The sequence below is a fragment of the Burkholderia pyrrocinia genome (assembly GCF_018417535.1).
GTDB classification, from domain to species: Bacteria; Pseudomonadota; Gammaproteobacteria; order Burkholderiales; family Burkholderiaceae; genus Burkholderia; species Burkholderia pyrrocinia_E.
In genome coordinates, this window is sequence record NZ_CP070978.1 from 1,595,834 (window position 1) to 1,613,071 (window position 17,238).

General features: G+C 69.3%; 15 protein-coding genes. 10 read left to right on the forward strand and 5 right to left on the reverse strand.

What is annotated here, in order from left to right:
- The first annotated feature begins 145 nt into the window (after positions 1 to 145).
- The 4 genes from JYG32_RS25260 to JYG32_RS25275 are packed head-to-tail and all read left to right on the forward strand — an operon-like array spanning position 146 to position 3,755.
- Positions 146 to 1,159, forward strand: coding sequence for a LysR family transcriptional regulator (locus JYG32_RS25260; RefSeq protein WP_213267378.1), 1,014 nt, complete (start codon positions 146 to 148; stop codon positions 1,157 to 1,159).
- On the forward strand, positions 1,156 to 2,589 hold the full coding sequence (locus tag JYG32_RS25265) for an NAD(P)-binding domain-containing protein (protein WP_213267379.1): 1,434 nt from the start codon (positions 1,156 to 1,158) through the stop codon (positions 2,587 to 2,589). The genes JYG32_RS25260 and JYG32_RS25265 overlap by 4 nt, the downstream gene beginning before the upstream one ends.
- A gap of 45 nt (positions 2,590 to 2,634) precedes the next feature.
- Complete coding sequence (locus JYG32_RS25270; protein ID WP_213267380.1) at positions 2,635 to 3,165, forward strand: CMD domain-containing protein; 531 nt, start codon at positions 2,635 to 2,637, stop codon at positions 3,163 to 3,165.
- Entirely contained in the window at positions 3,162 to 3,755 is a 594-nt protein-coding gene (locus JYG32_RS25275) for a peroxidase-related enzyme (RefSeq protein WP_213267381.1), read from the forward strand. The genes JYG32_RS25270 and JYG32_RS25275 overlap by 4 nt, the downstream gene beginning before the upstream one ends.
- Before the next feature lie 42 nt (positions 3,756 to 3,797).
- Here the strand turns inward: JYG32_RS25275 and JYG32_RS25280 are convergent, their stop codons facing one another.
- Positions 3,798 to 4,229 (reverse strand): Lrp/AsnC family transcriptional regulator, encoded by a 432-nt coding sequence (locus tag JYG32_RS25280; protein ID WP_006753967.1) that lies wholly within the window; start codon positions 4,227 to 4,229, stop codon positions 3,798 to 3,800.
- Between the two features lie 289 nt (positions 4,230 to 4,518).
- On the opposite strand from JYG32_RS25280, the gene JYG32_RS25285 reads away from it, so the two are divergent.
- Together JYG32_RS25285 and ctlX are read left to right on the forward strand one after the other, a co-directional pair.
- Positions 4,519 to 5,598 carry an ornithine cyclodeaminase gene (locus JYG32_RS25285; protein WP_213267382.1) on the forward strand — a complete coding sequence of 360 codons (1,080 nt, stop codon included), beginning with the start codon at positions 4,519 to 4,521 and terminating at the stop codon, positions 5,596 to 5,598.
- Between the two features lie 59 nt (positions 5,599 to 5,657).
- On the forward strand, positions 5,658 to 6,656 hold the full coding sequence (gene ctlX / locus JYG32_RS25290) for a citrulline utilization hydrolase CtlX (protein WP_213267383.1): 999 nt from the start codon (positions 5,658 to 5,660) through the stop codon (positions 6,654 to 6,656).
- 133 nt (positions 6,657 to 6,789) lie between these two features.
- Here ctlX and JYG32_RS25295 read toward each other — a convergent pair whose 3' ends face one another.
- The 4 genes from JYG32_RS25295 to JYG32_RS25310 form a co-directional block, all read right to left on the reverse strand.
- A complete protein-coding gene (locus tag JYG32_RS25295; protein WP_213267384.1) occupies positions 6,790 to 9,591 on the reverse strand; it encodes an Hsp70 family protein in 2,802 nt (933 codons plus the stop codon).
- 5 nt (positions 9,592 to 9,596) lie between these two features.
- Positions 9,597 to 11,438, reverse strand: coding sequence for an Hsp70 family protein (locus tag JYG32_RS25300; RefSeq protein WP_174378252.1), 1,842 nt, complete (start codon positions 11,436 to 11,438; stop codon positions 9,597 to 9,599).
- Positions 11,435 to 12,016, reverse strand: coding sequence for a DUF2760 domain-containing protein (locus JYG32_RS25305; RefSeq protein ID WP_213267385.1), 582 nt, complete (start codon positions 12,014 to 12,016; stop codon positions 11,435 to 11,437). Before JYG32_RS25305 ends, JYG32_RS25300 begins: the two co-directional genes overlap by 4 nt.
- 260 nt (positions 12,017 to 12,276) lie before the next feature.
- A complete protein-coding gene (locus JYG32_RS25310) occupies positions 12,277 to 12,717 on the reverse strand; it encodes an Rrf2 family transcriptional regulator (protein WP_065502838.1) in 441 nt (146 codons plus the stop codon).
- A 129-nt stretch (positions 12,718 to 12,846) separates the two neighbouring features.
- Between JYG32_RS25310 and JYG32_RS25315 the strand changes: the two genes are divergently transcribed.
- The 4 genes from JYG32_RS25315 (at position 12,847) to JYG32_RS25330 (ending at position 17,222) form a co-directional block, all read left to right on the forward strand.
- Positions 12,847 to 13,761: an NAD(P)/FAD-dependent oxidoreductase gene (locus JYG32_RS25315; protein ID WP_213267386.1), complete on the forward strand. Its 915-nt coding sequence runs from the start codon at positions 12,847 to 12,849 to the stop codon at positions 13,759 to 13,761.
- A 196-nt stretch (positions 13,762 to 13,957) separates the two neighbouring features.
- Positions 13,958 to 14,884: a LysR substrate-binding domain-containing protein gene (locus tag JYG32_RS25320; protein ID WP_174378255.1), complete on the forward strand. Its 927-nt coding sequence runs from the start codon at positions 13,958 to 13,960 to the stop codon at positions 14,882 to 14,884.
- A 127-nt stretch (positions 14,885 to 15,011) separates the two neighbouring features.
- Entirely contained in the window at positions 15,012 to 16,142 is a 1,131-nt protein-coding gene (locus tag JYG32_RS25325; protein ID WP_213267387.1) for a DSD1 family PLP-dependent enzyme, read from the forward strand.
- A gap of 108 nt (positions 16,143 to 16,250) precedes the next feature.
- Positions 16,251 to 17,222, forward strand: a complete 972-nt coding sequence (locus tag JYG32_RS25330) for an ornithine cyclodeaminase family protein (protein WP_213267388.1) — start codon at positions 16,251 to 16,253, stop codon at positions 17,220 to 17,222.
- Positions 17,223 to 17,238 lie beyond the last annotated feature (16 nt).

Below are 17,238 nucleotides of genomic sequence, written 5' to 3' on the forward strand. Positions count from 1 at the left end.
CGCAGCCGATGTGCCGGCACGCACCATCGACCGTCACGACGATCGTGCGCTTCGCAGTTTTCGCGCTGTCGATAGCAAGAATCATTATATGAATCGCGCATGCTCGCACTCCTACAATGCGCAAATCGCATCATCGGAACGCGTCATGGAGCTGCATCAACTCGAAGCCTTTTCCGCGGTCATGTCGGCCGGCAGCGTGACCGGCGCCGGCGAACTGCTCGGCCGCTCGCAACCGGCCGTCACGCGCCAGATCCAGGAGCTCGAAGCCGATCTCGGCTACGCGCTGTTCGACCGGCACGGCCCGCGCGTCACGCCGACGCGGCGCGCGTTCCTGCTGTACGAGGAAGTCGAGCGCTCGCTGGTCGGCCTGCGCGCGATCGAGGCACGGGCACGCGCGCTCGGCGACGAAACGGCCGAACCCGTGCGCATCGCGGCGACGCCGTCGCTCGCGGCCACGCTCGTGCCGGCCGCGCTCGCCGCGCTGCCCGACAGCGCGCACGCGCCGCACTACCAGTTGCGCAGCGAATCGGCCGAGCATGTCGTGCACGAGGTGCTGGCCGGCACGGCCGACGTCGGCGTCGTCACGTTGCCGATGGCGCACGCAGGGCTCGACGTGCACTGGATCGCGCAGACGCCATGCGTCGCCGTGCTGCCCGCCGGCGATCCGCTCGCGGCGAAGCCGCGCATCGCGCTGCGCGATCTCGCGCGCCGCCGCATCGTGACGGTCGCGAACCGGCACCGGCTGCGCCAGCGGATCGATGCGGCGTTCGCGGCCGCGCGCGTCGACGCGCGCGTGTTCATCGAAACCAATGCGTCGCTGAATGCGGTGATGGCCGCGCGCGCGGGCATCGGGATCGGCATCGTCGATCCGGCGACGGGCGTCGCGCTGCCGGTCGACGGCGTCGTCACGCGCCCGCTCGACGTCGACATCCCGTTCGCGTTCGGCGTCGCGACGCCGGCCGGCAAGGCGCGCTCCGCGGCCGTCGATGCGCTGCTCGACGCGCTGCACCGCACGACGTGCGCACTGCTCGACGACGTGGTCTTTCACGACGCCGCCGCGCACGACGCGCTGCTGCGCGGCGACCGGCTGCGCAGCGAGCGAGCGCCGCGTCCGCCTCGCACGACACGTTCGCGCCGCACCCGCCAGGAGGCCGCATGACGACACCGCTCGACGCACTCGACGCACTCGAGGCACGGCTCGCGCAAGACCTGCGCTGGCTCGACCTGCCCGCGCCGTCGTGGGTGCCGCAGCGCGAGGCCGACGGCGCGCGCGTGCTCGACGTCGCGATCGTCGGCGGCGGCATGGCGGGGCTCGCGGCTTCCGCCGAACTGCGCCTGCTCGGCATCGACAACCAGTGCGTGATCGACCGCGCGCCGGCCGACTACGAAGGGCCGTGGGTCACGTTCGCGCGGATGGACACGCTGCGCTCGCCGAAGCAGCTCGCGGGCCCGGCCCTCGGCCTGCCCGCGCTGACGTTCCGCGCATGGTTCGAGGCGCAGTACGGCCGCGCCGCGTGGGACGCGCTCTACAAGATTCCGCGTACGCAATGGATGGATTACCTGCGCTGGTATCGGCGCGTGCTCGACCTGCAGGTGCGCAACGACACCACGCTCGTCGCGCTGCGCCCGCGCGACGACGGCCTGCTCGCGCTCGACGTGCGCGGCAACGGCGAAGCCCAGACCCTGCTCGCGCGGCACGTCGTGCTCGCGACCGGCCGCGACGGTCTCGGCGGCCCGTACGTGCCGCCTGTCGCGCAACGCGCACCGCGCATGCGCTGGGCCCATTCGTCCGAGCCGATCGATTTCGCGGCGCTCGCGGGCAAGCGCGTCGGCGTGGTCGGTGCGGGCGCATCCGCGTTCGACAATGCGGGTACCGCGCTCGAAGCCGGCGCCGCGCGCGTCGACCTGTTCTTCCGCCGCGCGGACATTCCGCGCATCAACAAGCTGACCGGCATCGGCAGCCCGGGCCTCGTGCACGGCTACGCCGATCTCGACGACGCGACGAAGTGGCGTTTCATGCACTACGCGTTGACGTCGCAGACGCCACCGCCGCGCGACAGCGTGCTGCGCGTGTCGCGCCACGCGCACGCGCAGTTTCATGCGGGCAGCCCGATCGAGACGCTCGCCGAACGTGCGGACGGCCTCGACGTGACGACGCCGCGCGGACGCTACACCGTCGACTTCCTGATCTTCGCGACGGGCTTTCATTCGGACTGGACGACGCGCGCGGAATTCGCGTCGTTCGGCTCGCACGTGCGGCGCTGGAAGGATCGCTATCGACCGGAACCTGACAGGTGGCTCGACGAGCTCGCCGAGTCGCCCGATCTCGGCCCCGCGTTCGCGTTCCAGGAACGCGAGCCCGGGGCGTGCCCGGCCGTCACGCAGATCCATTGCTTCAACCATGCGGCGAGCCTGAGCCACGGCAAGCTGTCCGGCGATATCCCGGCCATCAGCGCGGGCGCGAAACGGCTGGCGCGTGGCATCGCGAGCCGGCTGTTCGACGCCGACCGCGATCGCCATTACGACGCACTCGTCGCGTACGCGAATGCCGAGTTGCAAGGCGACGAATGGCGCGACGCGGATGCATGAGCACGCGTTCATCGACGACATAAACGACGAAGGGAAACCAGAACGATGACTGAATCAATCACGCCGGCCGCCGCGCCGGACACGATCGACGCGGTGGCCGGCCTGCGCGACGGCGATACGGTGACCGCGCTGCGCCGTGCGCGCGACAAGGTGCTGCTGCATACGCGGCTGAGCGAAGCCGCGTTGTTCGATCCGGCGTTGCCCGATCTTTCGTTGGTCGAAAGACTGCATGCCGCACGATACGTCGCGCAACGATCGAACGCACACGCACTGGCCTCGACGTATCGCACGCGGCTGCTCGACGCCGGCGGCACCGCCGAGGAAATCGCGCGCGCCGACGCCGATGCGTTCGACGCGCTTGCCCCGCGCCTCGGCGCGATCCTCGCTCATGCGCGGCTGTTGGCACAGGCGCCCGTCGACGCACGCGCGTCCCATCTCGATGCGCTGAAGTCGGCCGGACTCACGACACCGGCGATCGTCGCGCTGTCGCAGCTCGTTGCATTCGTCGCGTATCAGTTGCGCGTCGCGGTTGCCGCGCAAGCGCTTCAGGCACGTGCTGCGCCGGAGGCCGCATGACGACCGCCGCTCACGGCTTCACGTCCGACACGCTCGGCTGGCGCGCATGGCTGGATACGGTTTCGCTCGATGCCGCGACGCCCGATCAGCTTGCGGTGCTCGAAGCAAGCCACCCGCATGCGAAAACATCCGACTACTACCTGCTGCTCGTCCACCTGCCCGAAATCCTGCGGCAGCGCTCGGGCGTATTCAACGCGATCATGTACGGCCCGGGCGGGCTGTCGCGTGCGGAGCGCGAACTCGCCAGCACGGCCGTGTCGCGCGTGAACGGCTGCGTGTATTGCGCGTCGGTGCATGCGCAGCGCTTCGCGCAGCTCGCGAAACGCACCGATGCAATCGAGCAGGTGTTCGACGATCCGGCGACGGCCGGCACGACGGCACGCGAACGCGCGATCGTGCGCTATGCGATCGCGCTGACCGGGCGGCCCGATACGGTCGATGCGGACGATATCGCCGCGCTCGAAGCCGAAGGGCTGACGCATGAGGACATTCTCGACCTGTCGCACGCGGTCGCGATCTTCGCGTGGGCGAACCGGTTGATGCTGACGCTGGGGGAGCCGGTGTTTCCCGAGCCGGCGGCCAACGCCTGACGCGCCTGCAACACGCACAAGCAGACGCGGACCACGCCTGCGTTACGCCTTGTGCGTCGACAACAAAATACTCGTCTCGGTACTCGCAATACCGTCGATCAACCGGATCGCACCGAGCACGCGATCGAAATGCTCGAGCGAATCGGCATGCAGCTCGGCGACGAGATCCCAGCGGCCGTTGGTGCTGTGGATCGACGCGACGTTCGGATGCCCGCGCAGCACCTTCACCACCTCGGCCCCGCGATTGCCCTGCACCGCGATCGACATCAGCGCGCGGATCCGGTGCCGTTCGGCCGCCGGCTTGAGCCGCACCGTATAACCGACGATCACGCCGTTTTTCTCCAGCCGCGTCAGCCGGTTCTGCACGGTTGCGCGCGCGACGCGCAATTCCTTCGCCAGCGCGACGACGGGCAGTCGCGCGTTGTCGCGCAGCAGCGCGATGAGCTGCCGGTCGACGTCGTCGAGCGTGATCATGAACGGGCCTTCCTGTTGAGCGTGAACCGGCCGCCAGCGTGCCGGAGGCTGCGCATTCCGGCCAGCACGAACCTGGCAAACTGCCGGATATGGCTGGCAATTTGCCAAGTCTATCGATAAATCTGCCACTTTTGCCGTCTTTTTGTTGGCTCGACTCCCGGAAATAATGACTCCATCGACCGGCCGAATACGCCGCGCCGCCGCTTTTCAGCAAGCCCGCGCCGAAGCATCGCCCGGTCGACCGGAATGCCAGGACACCCGTACCGGCAAAGACAATGGAGACAAACCGATGACTCGCTTCCTCGACGTTCCCGCCACCGCTCGCCTGATCGCCACAACCGGCGTCACGACGTTCCTGCGCGAACTCGTCGACACGCTGCGCGCCGATTACCTGCACTGGGCCGATTTCGACAAGTCGCCGCGCGTCGCGTGCCACTCTCGCGACGGCGTAATCGAGCTGATGCCCGTCGCGAACGCGTCGCTGTTCGCGTTCAAGTACGTGAACGGCCACCCCGTCAATGCCGCACGCGGGATGCACACGGTGATGGCATTCGGCGCGCTCGCCGAAGTCGATACCGGCTACCCGCTGCTGCTCGCCGAACTTACGCTGACGACCGCGCTGCGCACGGCCGCCACGTCGGTGCTCGCCGCGCAGGTGCTCGCGCGGCCCGACTCGCGCACGATGGCGCTGATCGGCAACGGCGCGCAGAGCGAATTCCAGGCGATCGCGTTCCACACGCTGCTCGGCATCGACGAAATCCGCGTATTCGACGTCGATCCGCTCGCGACCGACAAGCTCGTGCAAAACCTCGCCGCGTATCCCGAGTTGCGCGTCGTGCGCGCCGCGTCGACCGCCGATGCCGTGCGCGGCGCCGACATCGTGACGACCGTCACTGCCGACAAGGCGTACGCGACGATCGTCACGGCCGACATGGTCGAGCCCGGCATGCACCTGAACGCGGTCGGCGGCGATTGCCCCGGCAAGACCGAGCTCGAAGCGGGCGTGCTGCACGCGGGCCGCGTGTTCGTCGAATTCGAGCCGCAGTCGCGCGTCGAGGGCGAGATCCAGCAGATGCCGGCAGACTTCCCCGTCACCGAGCTGTGGCGCGTGCTGCAGGGCGAAACGACCGGCCGCGAACGCGCGGACGAAGTCACGGTGTTCGACTCGGTCGGCTTCGCGCTCGAGGATTATTCGGCGCTGCGCTACCTGTACGCACTCGCGCAGCAGCACAACGCGGGGGTCGAGATCGCGCTGATTCCGCCGGCCGTCGACCCGAAGAACCTGTTCGCGCTGATCGACGACCCGGCTGCGATCGCGCAAGGTCACGCGGCGTTCGTGACCGAAGCCGTCGCCGCGTTCGCGCGCTGACCGTCATCGCCGGGCGGCCCGTGCGCTGCCCGGCTCCCTGCCTTTCGCTCCCGCCTTCCATGAATCTCGTATCGATCCAGGCGCCGGCCGCCGTCGTGATGATCCGGCCGCACCGCTTCCTGCCGAACCCGCAGACCGCGGCCGACAACGCGTTCCAGCGCACGGCCGGCGGCTCAACCGACACGTCGTCGGTGTCCGCGGCCGCGCGCGACGAAGTCACGGCCGCCGCGCAATCGCTCGCCGATGCGGGCGTGCGCGTGCACGTGTTCGACGACCACGGCGAGCGCGACACGCCCGACTCCGTGTTCCCGAACAACTGGTTCTCGACGCATCCGGGCGGCCACGTCGCGCTGTATCCGATGCACAGCCCGAACCGCCGCCGCGAGCGGCGCGCGGACATCGTCGAGATGCTGAAGGCCGAGTATCGCGTGCAGGACGTGATCGACTATTCGGGGCTTGAATACGACGACGTGTTCCTGGAAGGCACCGGCGCGATGGTGCTCGACCACGTCGCACGGATCGCGTACACCGCGCGTTCGCGCCGTGCCGACCCGGTCGCGCTCGAACGCTTCTGCACGCACTTCAATTTCGAGCCGATCTGCTTCGATACGGCCGATGCCGACGGGCGCCCGATCTATCACACGAACGTGATGATGAGCGTCGCGACGGAGTTCGCGATGGTCGGCCTCGACCTGATCGCCGACCGCCGGCGTCGCGCCGAGATCGCGCAACGCCTCACCGAAACGGGACGTGCGGTGATCGCGCTCGATCAGTCGCAGATTGCGAACTTCGCGGGTAATACGCTGGAATTGTCGGGAAGAAACGGGCGCGTGCTTGCGCTGTCGCGGCGCGCATTCGATTGCCTCACGCGCGACCAGCGCGCGACGATCGAGCGCTCCGCGCGGCTGCTTCCGCTCGACGTGCCGACGATCGAACTGGCCGGCGGGTCGGTGCGCTGCATGCTCGCGGGGATTCATCTCGCGCGGCGGGCAACCGCGCCGGATGCGATCGCCGTGGAATCGGCCGCATCGCCACGCGAGACGACGCCGCAGATCTGACCGACAGGCTCGCAAAACGCAACCGGCTGCCGATGCGATGCAACGGCAGCCGTTCTCGTATTCGAAGGGTATTGAATCGGCAACGCCGCGGAATGCTCCGGTATCCGAACGATACCGGAGCCCACCGCGCCGCTCACCCCGCCAGCAGCTTCAACCCGGCCGGCAGCGTTTCGCCGAACACGCGCACCGTGTCAGCTTCGTCGAACGCGATCGCTTCGCGCACCATGTCGATCCAGGCCGCCGACGCATTCGCGGCCGACAGACGCTTGATCACCGCGTCGCGCGTATCGTCCGGCAGGTCGCGTGAACGGTCGCCGGTCATCCGTGCAATCTGCGCGGCCGCGAACGCCGCCGGCTCGACCTGCTTCCAGTCGAGCGCGAACAGCGCATCGAGCCAGCCCCTGGCGACTTCCGCAGGCACGACACTGTGCGCGCTGCCGTAGAACGGCCGGCGCGCGCCGATGCGCCCGAGCGCCCACGCACAAAGCGCGCGTTCGGCCGGCTTCTGCAATTGCGCGATCAGGCGCTCGGCCAGCTCGACCTTGCGCTCGACGGGCAGCCGTTCGAGCGACGCCGACAACCGCGTCATGTCGGCCGGGCCGACCTTGCCCGGATCGAACGGCAGCTTGCGCCGCTTGTCGTCGGACGGTTCGAGGAATGCGATCGCGTCGCGCACCTGCGTCTGCGCATCGTCGTCGAGGCCGCCGGCCACGCGCCGCCACAGCGTCCACCACTCCGACCACACCTGAGCGTCGTTCACGTATTGAATCCCGTCGTCGAACAGCGGCCACAGCTGCTCGATGCGCCATGCATCGAGCGGATGACCGAAGCCCGGGCGCAGGCAATAACCGGCGAGGTTCAGCCACGCGCGTTCGTGATCGGCCGAGCGTCGACGGCGCCGCGCCCGCACAAGCAACGCGTCGAACAGCTCGCGCGCGAGCGCGACGTCCCATTCTTCGCGCGCGCCGAGCACCTGTTCGAGCTGCGCGCGCAACCGGCGCGTGTCCTTCGGCGTAACGTCCGCGGCCTTGCTGCCGAACGAGCGCTCGATCAGTTCGATGGCCTGGTCAAGCCGCGGATGCCGCGCAGGTGCATCGTCGCCGCCGTGTGCCGGCGCATCGCTGCGCAACTGGAATTCGAGCCGCCAGCGGCGTGCCGCGTCGTCGGTCGCGATGCAATGCATTTCGAGCGTGCCGACCTCGGTCAGCGACGCGGTGAGCTTCACCGGCGTTTCGCGCGCATCGCTGCCCGCCTGCCGCTCGACGACCGTCGCGATCGGCGGCAGCCGCACGAAATCGCCGCCATCGAGTTCGACGAGATCGCCGGGCCGGTACGCGGTCTCGGCCACCGTCGACACGAGGTGGAAACGCACCGGCTGCCCGAGCTGCAGCGCGAACGTACGATCCTCGAGCCGGATCTCGCGGCCCTCTTCCGCACCGCGCGGCAGCAGGCAGACACCGCGTGCGGCCGCGTCATCGGCACCGTCGTCGAGCACGAGGAAATAGCTGCGCGCGGAACCGCCGCCGATGCGCGGCGCATGCCCGGCACGCGCAAGCCCGTAGGCCACCGCGCCGCGCGCGACCGCCACGTCCGGATGCGCGTTGTGCAGCACGTCGAGCGGCGCGCCGCGCCACGCGCCGAGCGTCTGCGCAAGACGGCCGGCAAGCGCACCCGCACGGAACACGCCGCCGTTGAGCAGCAGCGTGTCGGGCAGCGGGCCTTCCGCATGACGGTTCAGGAACGCGGCGACGTGCCGCGTGACGGCCGGGTCACTCGCATACGGCAACCCGAATTCGACGATCGCGGCCCGCGCGCGACGCGGCAGTTCGCCGGCCGCGACCTGCGGAAAGAAGCCGTCGACGACGATCTGCTCGACTTCCTGCCGCGTCAGCTCGGCCGAGCGCGCGCCGCCGACGAGCTTGCTGCCCGCGCCGAGCAGCGTGACGGTGACGGACGCCGGTGCGTCGTCGCCGAGCAGCCGCTCCTTCGCGGCGCGGCAGCGCTCGACGAGCTGCGACAGGCTCGCGGCCGACAGCCGCGTGCCGGGCTCGGTCAGCCGCGTTTCGACCAGGCGCGCGAGCGCGAGGTCCATGTTGTCGCCGCCGAGCATCAGGTGGTTGCCGACGCCGACGCGCGTAAAGGTCGGCTCGCCGTCGTCGCCCGGTGCGACATCGACGAGCGTGAGGTCGGTCGTGCCGCCGCCGACGTCGCAGATCAGCACGCGCCGCGCCTCGGCGAACGTGTCGCGCAACGTCGCGCGCTGGCCGTACAGCCAGTCGTAGAACGCGGCCTGCGGCTCTTCCAGCAGCCGCAGCGCGGGCAGCTTCGCGCGCCGCGCAGCTTCGACCGTCAACGCGCGCGCGCCGTCGTCGAACGACGCGGGCACCGTCAGGATCACGTCCTGCTTCGCGAGCGGCGCGTCGGGAAAACGTGCGTCCCACGCGTCGCGCACATGCGCGAGATAGCTCGCGCTCGCGTCGACCGGCGACACCTTGTCGACGCCGTCGGCCGCGCCCCACGGCAGGATCGCCGCGAGCCGGTCGACCGACGCGTGCGACAGCCAGCTCTTCGCGCTCGACACGAGCCGGCCCGGCACCTGCGCGCCGAGCGTGCGCGCATAGCGGCCGATCACGGGCGGCAGCGCGTCACCAGCGCCGCTGTCACGACCGGCTGACCCGCCGTCACGGCCGCCGCCCGAACGGGCGGCCGCGTCGCGCGCGCCGGCCGCCTGCCACGGCAACCTCAACGCGTCCGCCGCGAGCTCACCGGCCGCCGGGTGATAGCGCACCGACGGCAGCAGCGGCTGCGCGGCCACCGCGCCGGGGCCGACGAGCTGCTCGACGTCGAACACGCGGATCGCGTCGGAGCCGGCTTCGACGTATGCGACGACCGTATTGCTCGTGCCGAGGTCGATGCCGACCGTATAGCGCTTCATCGCGCTCAGGCGGCGCCGCGCACGTCGAACTCGACCTTCCAGCGCTCGTTCGTGCCGCTCGGGATCGCCTCGAGTTCGAGCGTGCCGGCTTCGGTCACGCGCGCATGCAGCTTCACCGGCACGATCTCGCCGACCGTGCGCCCTTCGGCAGGCAGCGTCGCCTGGATTTCTTCCAGCTCCTGCAGCTCTTCCGGCGACCAGTAGTCGAGCAGTGTGCCGACCTGGTCCTGGCGCCGCACCGACGAACCGAAGAAGCGGAACTGCACCGGTTCGCCGACGACGAGGCCGAACTCCTGCGGCGGCAGCGCCGCGTCCGAGCCTTCCTCCATCCCGAACGGCGCGACGCACAGCGCCTGCACCGGCGGTTCGAGCCCCGGCACCGCGGGCATCGCCGATTCGATCGCGACGTAGTACGCGCGCGCCGTGCCGCCGCGAATGCGCACGCCACGGCCGCGCTTCACGAAGCCGTAGTACGCCGCGCCACGCGCGACCGCGAGATCGAGATCGGCACCTGCGAGCAGGCGCGCGGGCGCCGCGCCTTCGGCGGCGAGCCAGCTATTGAGCGTATCGAGCACGCGCTGCGTGAGCAGCGTCGACTTGAACACACCGCCGTTGAACAGCACGGCCGTCGGATGCAGGAATGTCGCGCCCTGCGGCAGCGTGCGCTGCACGCCTTCGAGCGTGTCGAGCGCCGCGACCTGGCGGCCGAGGAACGCCGCGAGATGGCGCGTGATGCCCGCGTCCTGCGCATACGGCAGGCCGAGCTGCGTCAGGCCGACGCGCGCGCGGCTCACCGGGCGCGCGGCCGCATCGACCTGCGGGAAGAAGCCTTCGAGGATCGTCTGCGTCAGTTCCGCGCGCGTGAGCTCCGTGCGGATCGAACCGCCGATCAGCTTCGAGCCGCGGCTCGGCACGACGAGCGGCACCGCGTCGGTCGTCGGGTCGGACAGCAGCGTTTCCTTCGCGGCACGGCATGCGTACGTGAGCGCGCGCAGTTGCCACGGATCGGCCTGCGTGCCCTGCTGCGCGAGCTTGCGCGCGACCACGTGCGCGAGCGCGAGGTCCATGTTGTCGCCGCCGAGCAGGATGTGCTCGCCGACCGCCACACGATGCAGTTCGAGATTGCCGTCGCGCTCGACCACCGCGATCAGCGACAGGTCGGTCGTGCCGCCGCCGACGTCGACGCACAGGATCAGGTCGCCGACCTGCACCTGCTTGCGCCAGCCGCCTTCGCTCTTCTGGATCCAGCTATACAGCGCGGCCTGCGGCTCTTCGAGCAGCGTCATCCGCGTGTAGCCGGCGGCGCGCGCGGCCTCGGCCGTCAGTTCACGCGCGGCCGGGTCGAACGATGCGGGGATCGTCACCGTCACGTCCTGGTCGGCGAACGGCGCGTCGGGATGCGTGTGGTCCCACGCTTCGCGCAGGTGCGTCAGGTAGCGGATCGAGCTTTCCAGCGGCGACACACGCGACACTTCGGGCGGCGCATCGCTCGGCAGGATCGCCGCGCGGCGGTCGACGCCCGGGTGGCACAGCCAGCTCTTCGCGCTCGACACGAGGCGGATCGGCGTGCCGGCGCCGCGGGTGCGCGCCATCTCGCCGACCGCGAAGCCGCGCGAAGTCGTCCACGGCAGCGTCAGGTCGCCCTGCGTCAGTTCGCTTTCATGCGGCAGATAGAGGAACGACGGCAGCAGGTCGCGCGACTCCAGCGCGCCGGGCGCGGTGAGCTGCGCGATCGGCAGCACCTGCTGCGTGATTGTTTCGCCGTCGCTCGCGGCGCTGTCGACATACGACAGCGCGCAGTGGGTCGTACCGAGGTCGATGCCGATCGAATAGCGCGGATCGCTCACAGTTCCACCTCCGCCGGTGCGACCACCGATGCGTCGGGGCTGCCCGTCAGCTTCGGCAGGCGCACGTCGGACACGCGCCAGCCGCGATGGCTGACCGTGCCCGTGAACGGCGCCGAGCCGACCACGTTGCCGGTCACGCGTACGGCCGTCGCGTCGAAGCCGGCCGGCAGCGTCACGCGGCTGCCTTCCGCCTCATCGCGCACCGGCACGATCGTGAAGTGTTCGCGCAGCGCGGCGCGGCAACCGTCGTGCACGAGGCGTGCGGCCGCACCGATGTCGGCGTCCGCGTAGCCGGCGATGTCTTCCTCGACGAAGTCGATGAAGCGCGCATCGCGCTGCAGCAGGCCGAGCAGTTGCAGCGCGGCCTGCGGGCTCGCTTCGCGCAGTTCGGGCGCCGGTGCCTTCACGGGCACAGGCGCGGGCGCCGGGGCCGGTGCGGCTGCCGGCGCGACCGGTGCCGGGGCGCCGTCGCGCACGCGCAGCACGCCGGCCGCGAATTCGCGGTTGCCGAGCACGGAGAAGAACGTGCCGACGGCAAGCGACAGCCGGCCGAAGAAGGACAGGTTGGATTCGGGCATGGGGTCTGGACTCCTGTGGGCTCGCGACACGGCGAGCAATCTTGCCTGGGCGCCCGGTGGCGGCGTGCGCAACGCGCACCGCCGCCGCCCGGCGCGTGATTCGGACGCGCCCTCGCGGGTGCGGAAAACCCGTATTTTGCCCTGTGGCGGGCGAACCGGGCAGAAGTTGGGGGACAGAACATTGCGGCGCGACGGTTTTGGCCGCGCCGGATCGTGCAGGATTGCACGTCAGGCGCGTTCGATCGGGATGCTGCGCCGCGTCAGCGCGTGTAGCCCCGCAGCGCGGCCTTCGCTTCGAAATCGCGCGACAGCATGCCGAGCGTGACTTCGCCGAAGCGCGCCAGCAGCGACGCTTCGGCATCCTTCAGTGTCGCCGACAGATGCGCGTTGACGGCCTGTTCGACCAGGCATTCGGGCTCGTCCTCCGGCACCAGATCGGAAAACAGCGGCGGCTCGCCCACTGCGCGATAGACGTCGAGCAGCGTGATGTCGTCGAGGGCGACGCTCAGCACCCAGCCGCCGCCGTGCCCTTTCTCCGACTGCACGTAGCCGCAATCGCGCAAGCCGCCGAGCAGGCGCCGCACGACGACCGGATTCGTGGCCAGCATCGTCGCGATCGTCTCCGACGTCAGCGGGCCGTCGGCCTGGTCCATGTGGATCAGCGCATGCAGCATGCGCGACAAACGGCTGTCGGTTCTCACGGGCGGCGCCCCTCTCTCGAAACTTCTGAAGTTGCATGAATGATACCATCGCCCTATCATGCAACTTCACGTGTTTCATGAGTTGGCCGCCATCGGGACACACCCCTCACCCAGGAAAGGAGCTTGTGCATGTCTACTCACCATGAAGTCATCGTGATCGGCGGCAGCTTTGCGGGGCTGTCGGCCGCGATGCAGCTTGCGCGGGCGCGACGCCGCGTGCTCGTGATCGATGCCGGCCGGCCGCGCAACCGCTTTGCCGAACACGCGCACGGTTTTTTCGGGCAGGACGGCAAGCCGCCCGCGCAGATCGTTGCCGAAGCCGTCGCGCAACTGGACGCGTATCCGACCGTGCAGCGGATCGACGGTGAAGTGCGCACGGCCGAGCGCGATGCCGACGGCCGCTTCCACGTGACGCTGTCGGACGGCAGCCGCGCGAGCGCCGACCGGCTGATCCTCGCGACCGGCATCCGCGACGAACTGCCGGCGCTGCCAGGGCTCGTCGAACGCTGGGGCATCAGCGTGCTGCATTGTCCGTATTGCCATGGGTACGAGGTGAGTGACCAGCGGCTCGGCGTGCTCGCCACGCATCCGCTGTCCGTGCATCAGGCGATCCTGATCCCGGACTGGGGCCCGACGACGTGGTTCACGCAGGGCGTGGTCGACGCGAATGAAGAAGAAGCCGCGTTGCTTGACGCGCGCGGCGTGCGCATCGAGCGGTCGCCGGTCGTCGAGATCCTGGGCGATGCGCCGCATATCGAAGCGTTGCGGCTCGCCGACGGGCAGGTCGTGCCGATCGATGCGCTGTTCGTCGGCGCGCGCACGGTAATGGCCAGCGATCTCGCGCAGCAGCTCGGCTGTGCGTTCGACGAAGGGCCGCTCGGCGCCGCGATTCGCGTCGACACGTGGAAGCAGACGAGCGTCGCCGGCGTGTTTGCCGCCGGCGACGCATCGAGCCTGATGACCAATGCGACGTTCGCGTCGGCGTCGGGGGTGGCGGCGGGGGTCGGTGCGCACCGGTCGTTGATTTTCGGGCTGCACGCTTGACGGGAATGCGCGCAGCCGGGTGTTACGCGACGCGCGGCGCGTTCGTCGCGTGACAAAGGCCAACCTGTCTGGCCCGACACCGGCTCGCACACGGTCGGTCATCGCACGCACTTGCCGCGATCCGCAACCGCATCGATGGATTCCCGGCGTGATGTGCGGTTTAATGCCCGGCAAAGCCCGCATTAAGAGAAATGAAATGCTCGATCTCGACGACCTTCGACTCGTTCGCGCGATCGGCGCGTCGCGTTCATTGGCCGCTGCCGCGCGCCTGCTCGATCTCACGCCGCCCGCGGTCACGATTCGCCTGCAGCGGATGGAAGCGCGATTGAGTGCACGGCTCGCCGTGCGGCAGTCGAAAGGGATCGCGTTGACCGACGAAGGGCAACGGCTGTACCAGGAAGCCGTCGATATTCTCGAGCGCGTGGAGGCGCTGCCGGTCAGCATCTCGGGCGACCACGGCGACGTGCAAGGCACGCTGCGCGTCGTCGCCCCGTTCGGCTTCGGGCGCAAGTACGTCGCGCGGATCGTGCGCGACGTGCAACGCGCGCATCCGAAGCTCGAAATCTCGCTCCACCTGTCGGAGAGCCCGTTGACGAGCGCGTCGGCGGCCGATGTGGTCGTGCATGTCGGCAGCCTCAAGTCCTCTTCGTGGATCGGCTATCCGCTGGCGCCCAACGAGCGTTTCCTGTGTGCGAGCCCCGCGTACGCACGCCGCATCAAGGAGCTGAATCATCCGTCCGACCTGGCTCGATACGACTGCCTGTGTCTGCGCGAGAACGACGAGGACATCCCGCGCTGGCGCTTCTCGCCAAGCGGCAACGGTCAACGCGAGCCCCGACGGTCCACCGTCATCCGTGTCTCGGGCGCGCTGTCCTCCAACGACGGCACCGTCATCACCGAATGGGCATTGGCCGGGCTCGGGATCGTGGAACGCTCGGAATGGGACGTCGCCCCGCTGCTGGCGAATGGCAAGCTCGTCCGGTTGCTGCCCGACTGGAGCCTGCCGCCCGCGCCGGTGACGGCGCTGTTGCCGTCGCGCACCGGCCGCTCCGCACGGCAGCGGATTTTTCTCGAAGCCGCGCGGCAGTTTCTCGATCCGCCACCGTGGCGCGGCAAAGCATGAGCCGCACCACGACTCCGCGATTCTTCCGATTAAACGACGCTTAATGACGGATTAGTCATGCGTTAAACACGGTGCCCGCCGACTGCCCTACTGTGTTCGCGTCGGCAACACTCCGAGGCAACGCATCGTGCACATTCAAACCCTCAACACCCCGGCCGCATTGATCGATGTCGGCCGCATGCGTCGCAACATCGACCGCATGCAGGCGCATCTGGACGCACTCGGCGTCAGGTTCCGGCCGCACGTCAAGACCACCAAATGCCGGCACGTCGTCGACGCGCAAATCGCGGCGGGTGCGCACGGCATCACGGTGTCGACGCTCAAGGAAGCCGAGCAGTTCTTCGCGGGCGGCGTCCGGGACATCGTCTATGCGGTCGGCATGGTGCCCACCAAACTGAGCCAGGCGCTCGCGCTGCGCCGGCAGGGCTGCGACCTGAAGATCGTCGCCGACAGCCTGCAGGCCGCGCACGCAATCGCCGAATTCGGGCGCGAGCACGGCGAGCGTTTCGAAGTCTGGATCGAGGTCGACGTCGACGGCCACCGCTCGGGCGTCCCGCCTGAAGGCGACGGGCTGATCGACGTGGGCCGCGCACTGGTCGACGGCGGAATGATGCTGGGCGGGGTCCTGGCTCACGCGGGCTCCAGCTACGACTACAACACGCGGGACGCGCTGGTGGCGATCGCCGAACAGGAGCGCAGCCGCACCGTGCGGGCCGCGGAGCGACTCAGGGCCGCCGGGTTGCCCTGCCCGGTCGTAAGTATCGGTTCGACGCCCACCGCCCTGTCGGCGGACAACCTCGACGGTGTCACCGAGGTCCGCGCCGGCGTGTATGTGCTGTTCGACCTCGTCATGCACAACATCGGCGTGTGCGAGCTGTCCGACATCGCGTTGTCGGTGCTGACCACCGTCATCGGACACCAGGAAGAGAAAGGCTGGGCGATCGTCGACGCGGGCTGGATGGCGATGAGCCGCGACCGCGGAACGCAGCGACAGGCGCGCGATTTCGGCTACGGGCAGGTCTGCTCCGAAGACGGCGAAGTACTCGGCGACTACGTCGTGAGCGCAGCGAACCAGGAGCACGGCATCGTGTCGCGTATCGGCTCGCCCGACACGGGCATCGCGCAGCGATTTCCGATCGGAACGCGCCTGCGCATCCTGCCGAATCACGCGTGCGCCACCGGCGCGCAACACCCCGAATATCAGGCAATCGGCGAAGGCGGCACCGTACACGCGTGGCCGCGCTTCTACGGATGGTGAGCGGTGCCCTGCATCGAAGCCATCCCGCCCACACATTGACTATTTGTCTAAATCTGGACACACTTTAAACTTTCCCGATTCGCCTTGGGCCGGAAAGCCTGACCTGACATGCCGACAGACGCCCGACTCCTTCTTCTCGACCGCGATGCCGTCGAACCCGCCCTTCAGGCCGAGCACGTGATGGCTGCGGTGCGGGAAGCCTTTGTGCTGCACGGCCAAAGGGCCGGACGCGTGTTCCCGGTGGTCCGCGAGAAACTGCACACCGGTGGTGTATTCGGCATCAAGTCGGGCGACGTCGCGAGCCAGGATCTGCTCGGGTTCAAGGCGGCCGGATTCTGGCCCGGCAACCGGGCCCGCGGCGGCGAGCCGCATCAGGCAACCGTCGCGCTGTTCGATCCGGCCACGGGCCGCCCGCTCTGCATCATGGACGGCAACGCGATCACCACCGCGCGGACCGGTGCCGCCGGCGGCCTCGGGCTGCAACTGCTGGCCCGCCGCGACAGCACGCGGATCTGCGTGTTCGGCACGGGCGTGCAGGCGCGCGTCCAGCTCGACTATGCGCTCAGGCTGCTGCCGCAACGTTGCGCGGTGCAGTACGTGAACCGCAACGGCGAGCCGGACCCGGTGTTCGAATCGGCGTTCCGCGAACGATGCGCGATCCGCGTCGCTCGCGACCGGAACGACGCGGTGGCCGATAGCGACGTGGTCATCACGGCAACGCCCGGCGGCGGCGCCTTGTTCGATGCGGATGCGGTTCAACCGGGCACCCATCTGACCTGCGTGGGCGCCGACACTGCGGGCAAGCGCGAACTTCCGGCCGGCGTGCTGGAACGTGCGCGCGTTTTTGTGGACGATCACGATCAGGCGCGCAGCATTGGCGAGTGTCAGTGGGCGCCGGATCTGCCGCGCACCGAAATCGGCGACCTGCTCGCCGGGACGGCGTCGGTCGACCGCTCGCCGAGCGAGATCACCGTATTCGACATGACCGGACTCGCACTCCAGGACCTGACCGTCGCGCGCTTTCTGTATGAGCAGGCCCTTGAAAACGGCACGGGGATCTCAGTTCCGTGGCCCTGGTAAACGACCTACCCCTTTC

What these genes read in the sequence shown, in the direction of transcription:
- JYG32_RS25295 (WP_213267384.1), bottom strand. Translation starts at nt 9,591, where the DNA reads ATGAAGCGCTATACGGTCGGCATCGACCTCGGCACGAGCAATACGGTC.
- ctlX (WP_213267383.1), top strand. Translation starts at nt 5,658, where the DNA reads ATGAATCTCGTATCGATCCAGGCGCCGGCCGCCGTCGTGATGATCCGG.
- JYG32_RS25305 (WP_213267385.1), bottom strand. Translation starts at nt 12,016, where the DNA reads ATGCCCGAATCCAACCTGTCCTTCTTCGGCCGGCTGTCGCTTGCCGTC.
- JYG32_RS25270 (WP_213267380.1), top strand. Translation starts at nt 2,635, where the DNA reads ATGACTGAATCAATCACGCCGGCCGCCGCGCCGGACACGATCGACGCG.
- JYG32_RS25315 (WP_213267386.1), top strand. Translation starts at nt 12,847, where the DNA reads ATGTCTACTCACCATGAAGTCATCGTGATCGGCGGCAGCTTTGCGGGG.
- JYG32_RS25320 (WP_174378255.1), top strand. Translation starts at nt 13,958, where the DNA reads ATGCTCGATCTCGACGACCTTCGACTCGTTCGCGCGATCGGCGCGTCG.
- JYG32_RS25265 (WP_213267379.1), top strand. Translation starts at nt 1,156, where the DNA reads ATGACGACACCGCTCGACGCACTCGACGCACTCGAGGCACGGCTCGCG.
- JYG32_RS25330 (WP_213267388.1), top strand. Translation starts at nt 16,251, where the DNA reads ATGCCGACAGACGCCCGACTCCTTCTTCTCGACCGCGATGCCGTCGAA.
- JYG32_RS25275 (WP_213267381.1), top strand. Translation starts at nt 3,162, where the DNA reads ATGACGACCGCCGCTCACGGCTTCACGTCCGACACGCTCGGCTGGCGC.
- JYG32_RS25260 (WP_213267378.1), top strand. Translation starts at nt 146, where the DNA reads ATGGAGCTGCATCAACTCGAAGCCTTTTCCGCGGTCATGTCGGCCGGC.
- JYG32_RS25285 (WP_213267382.1), top strand. Translation starts at nt 4,519, where the DNA reads ATGACTCGCTTCCTCGACGTTCCCGCCACCGCTCGCCTGATCGCCACA.
- JYG32_RS25280 (WP_006753967.1), bottom strand. Translation starts at nt 4,229, where the DNA reads ATGATCACGCTCGACGACGTCGACCGGCAGCTCATCGCGCTGCTGCGC.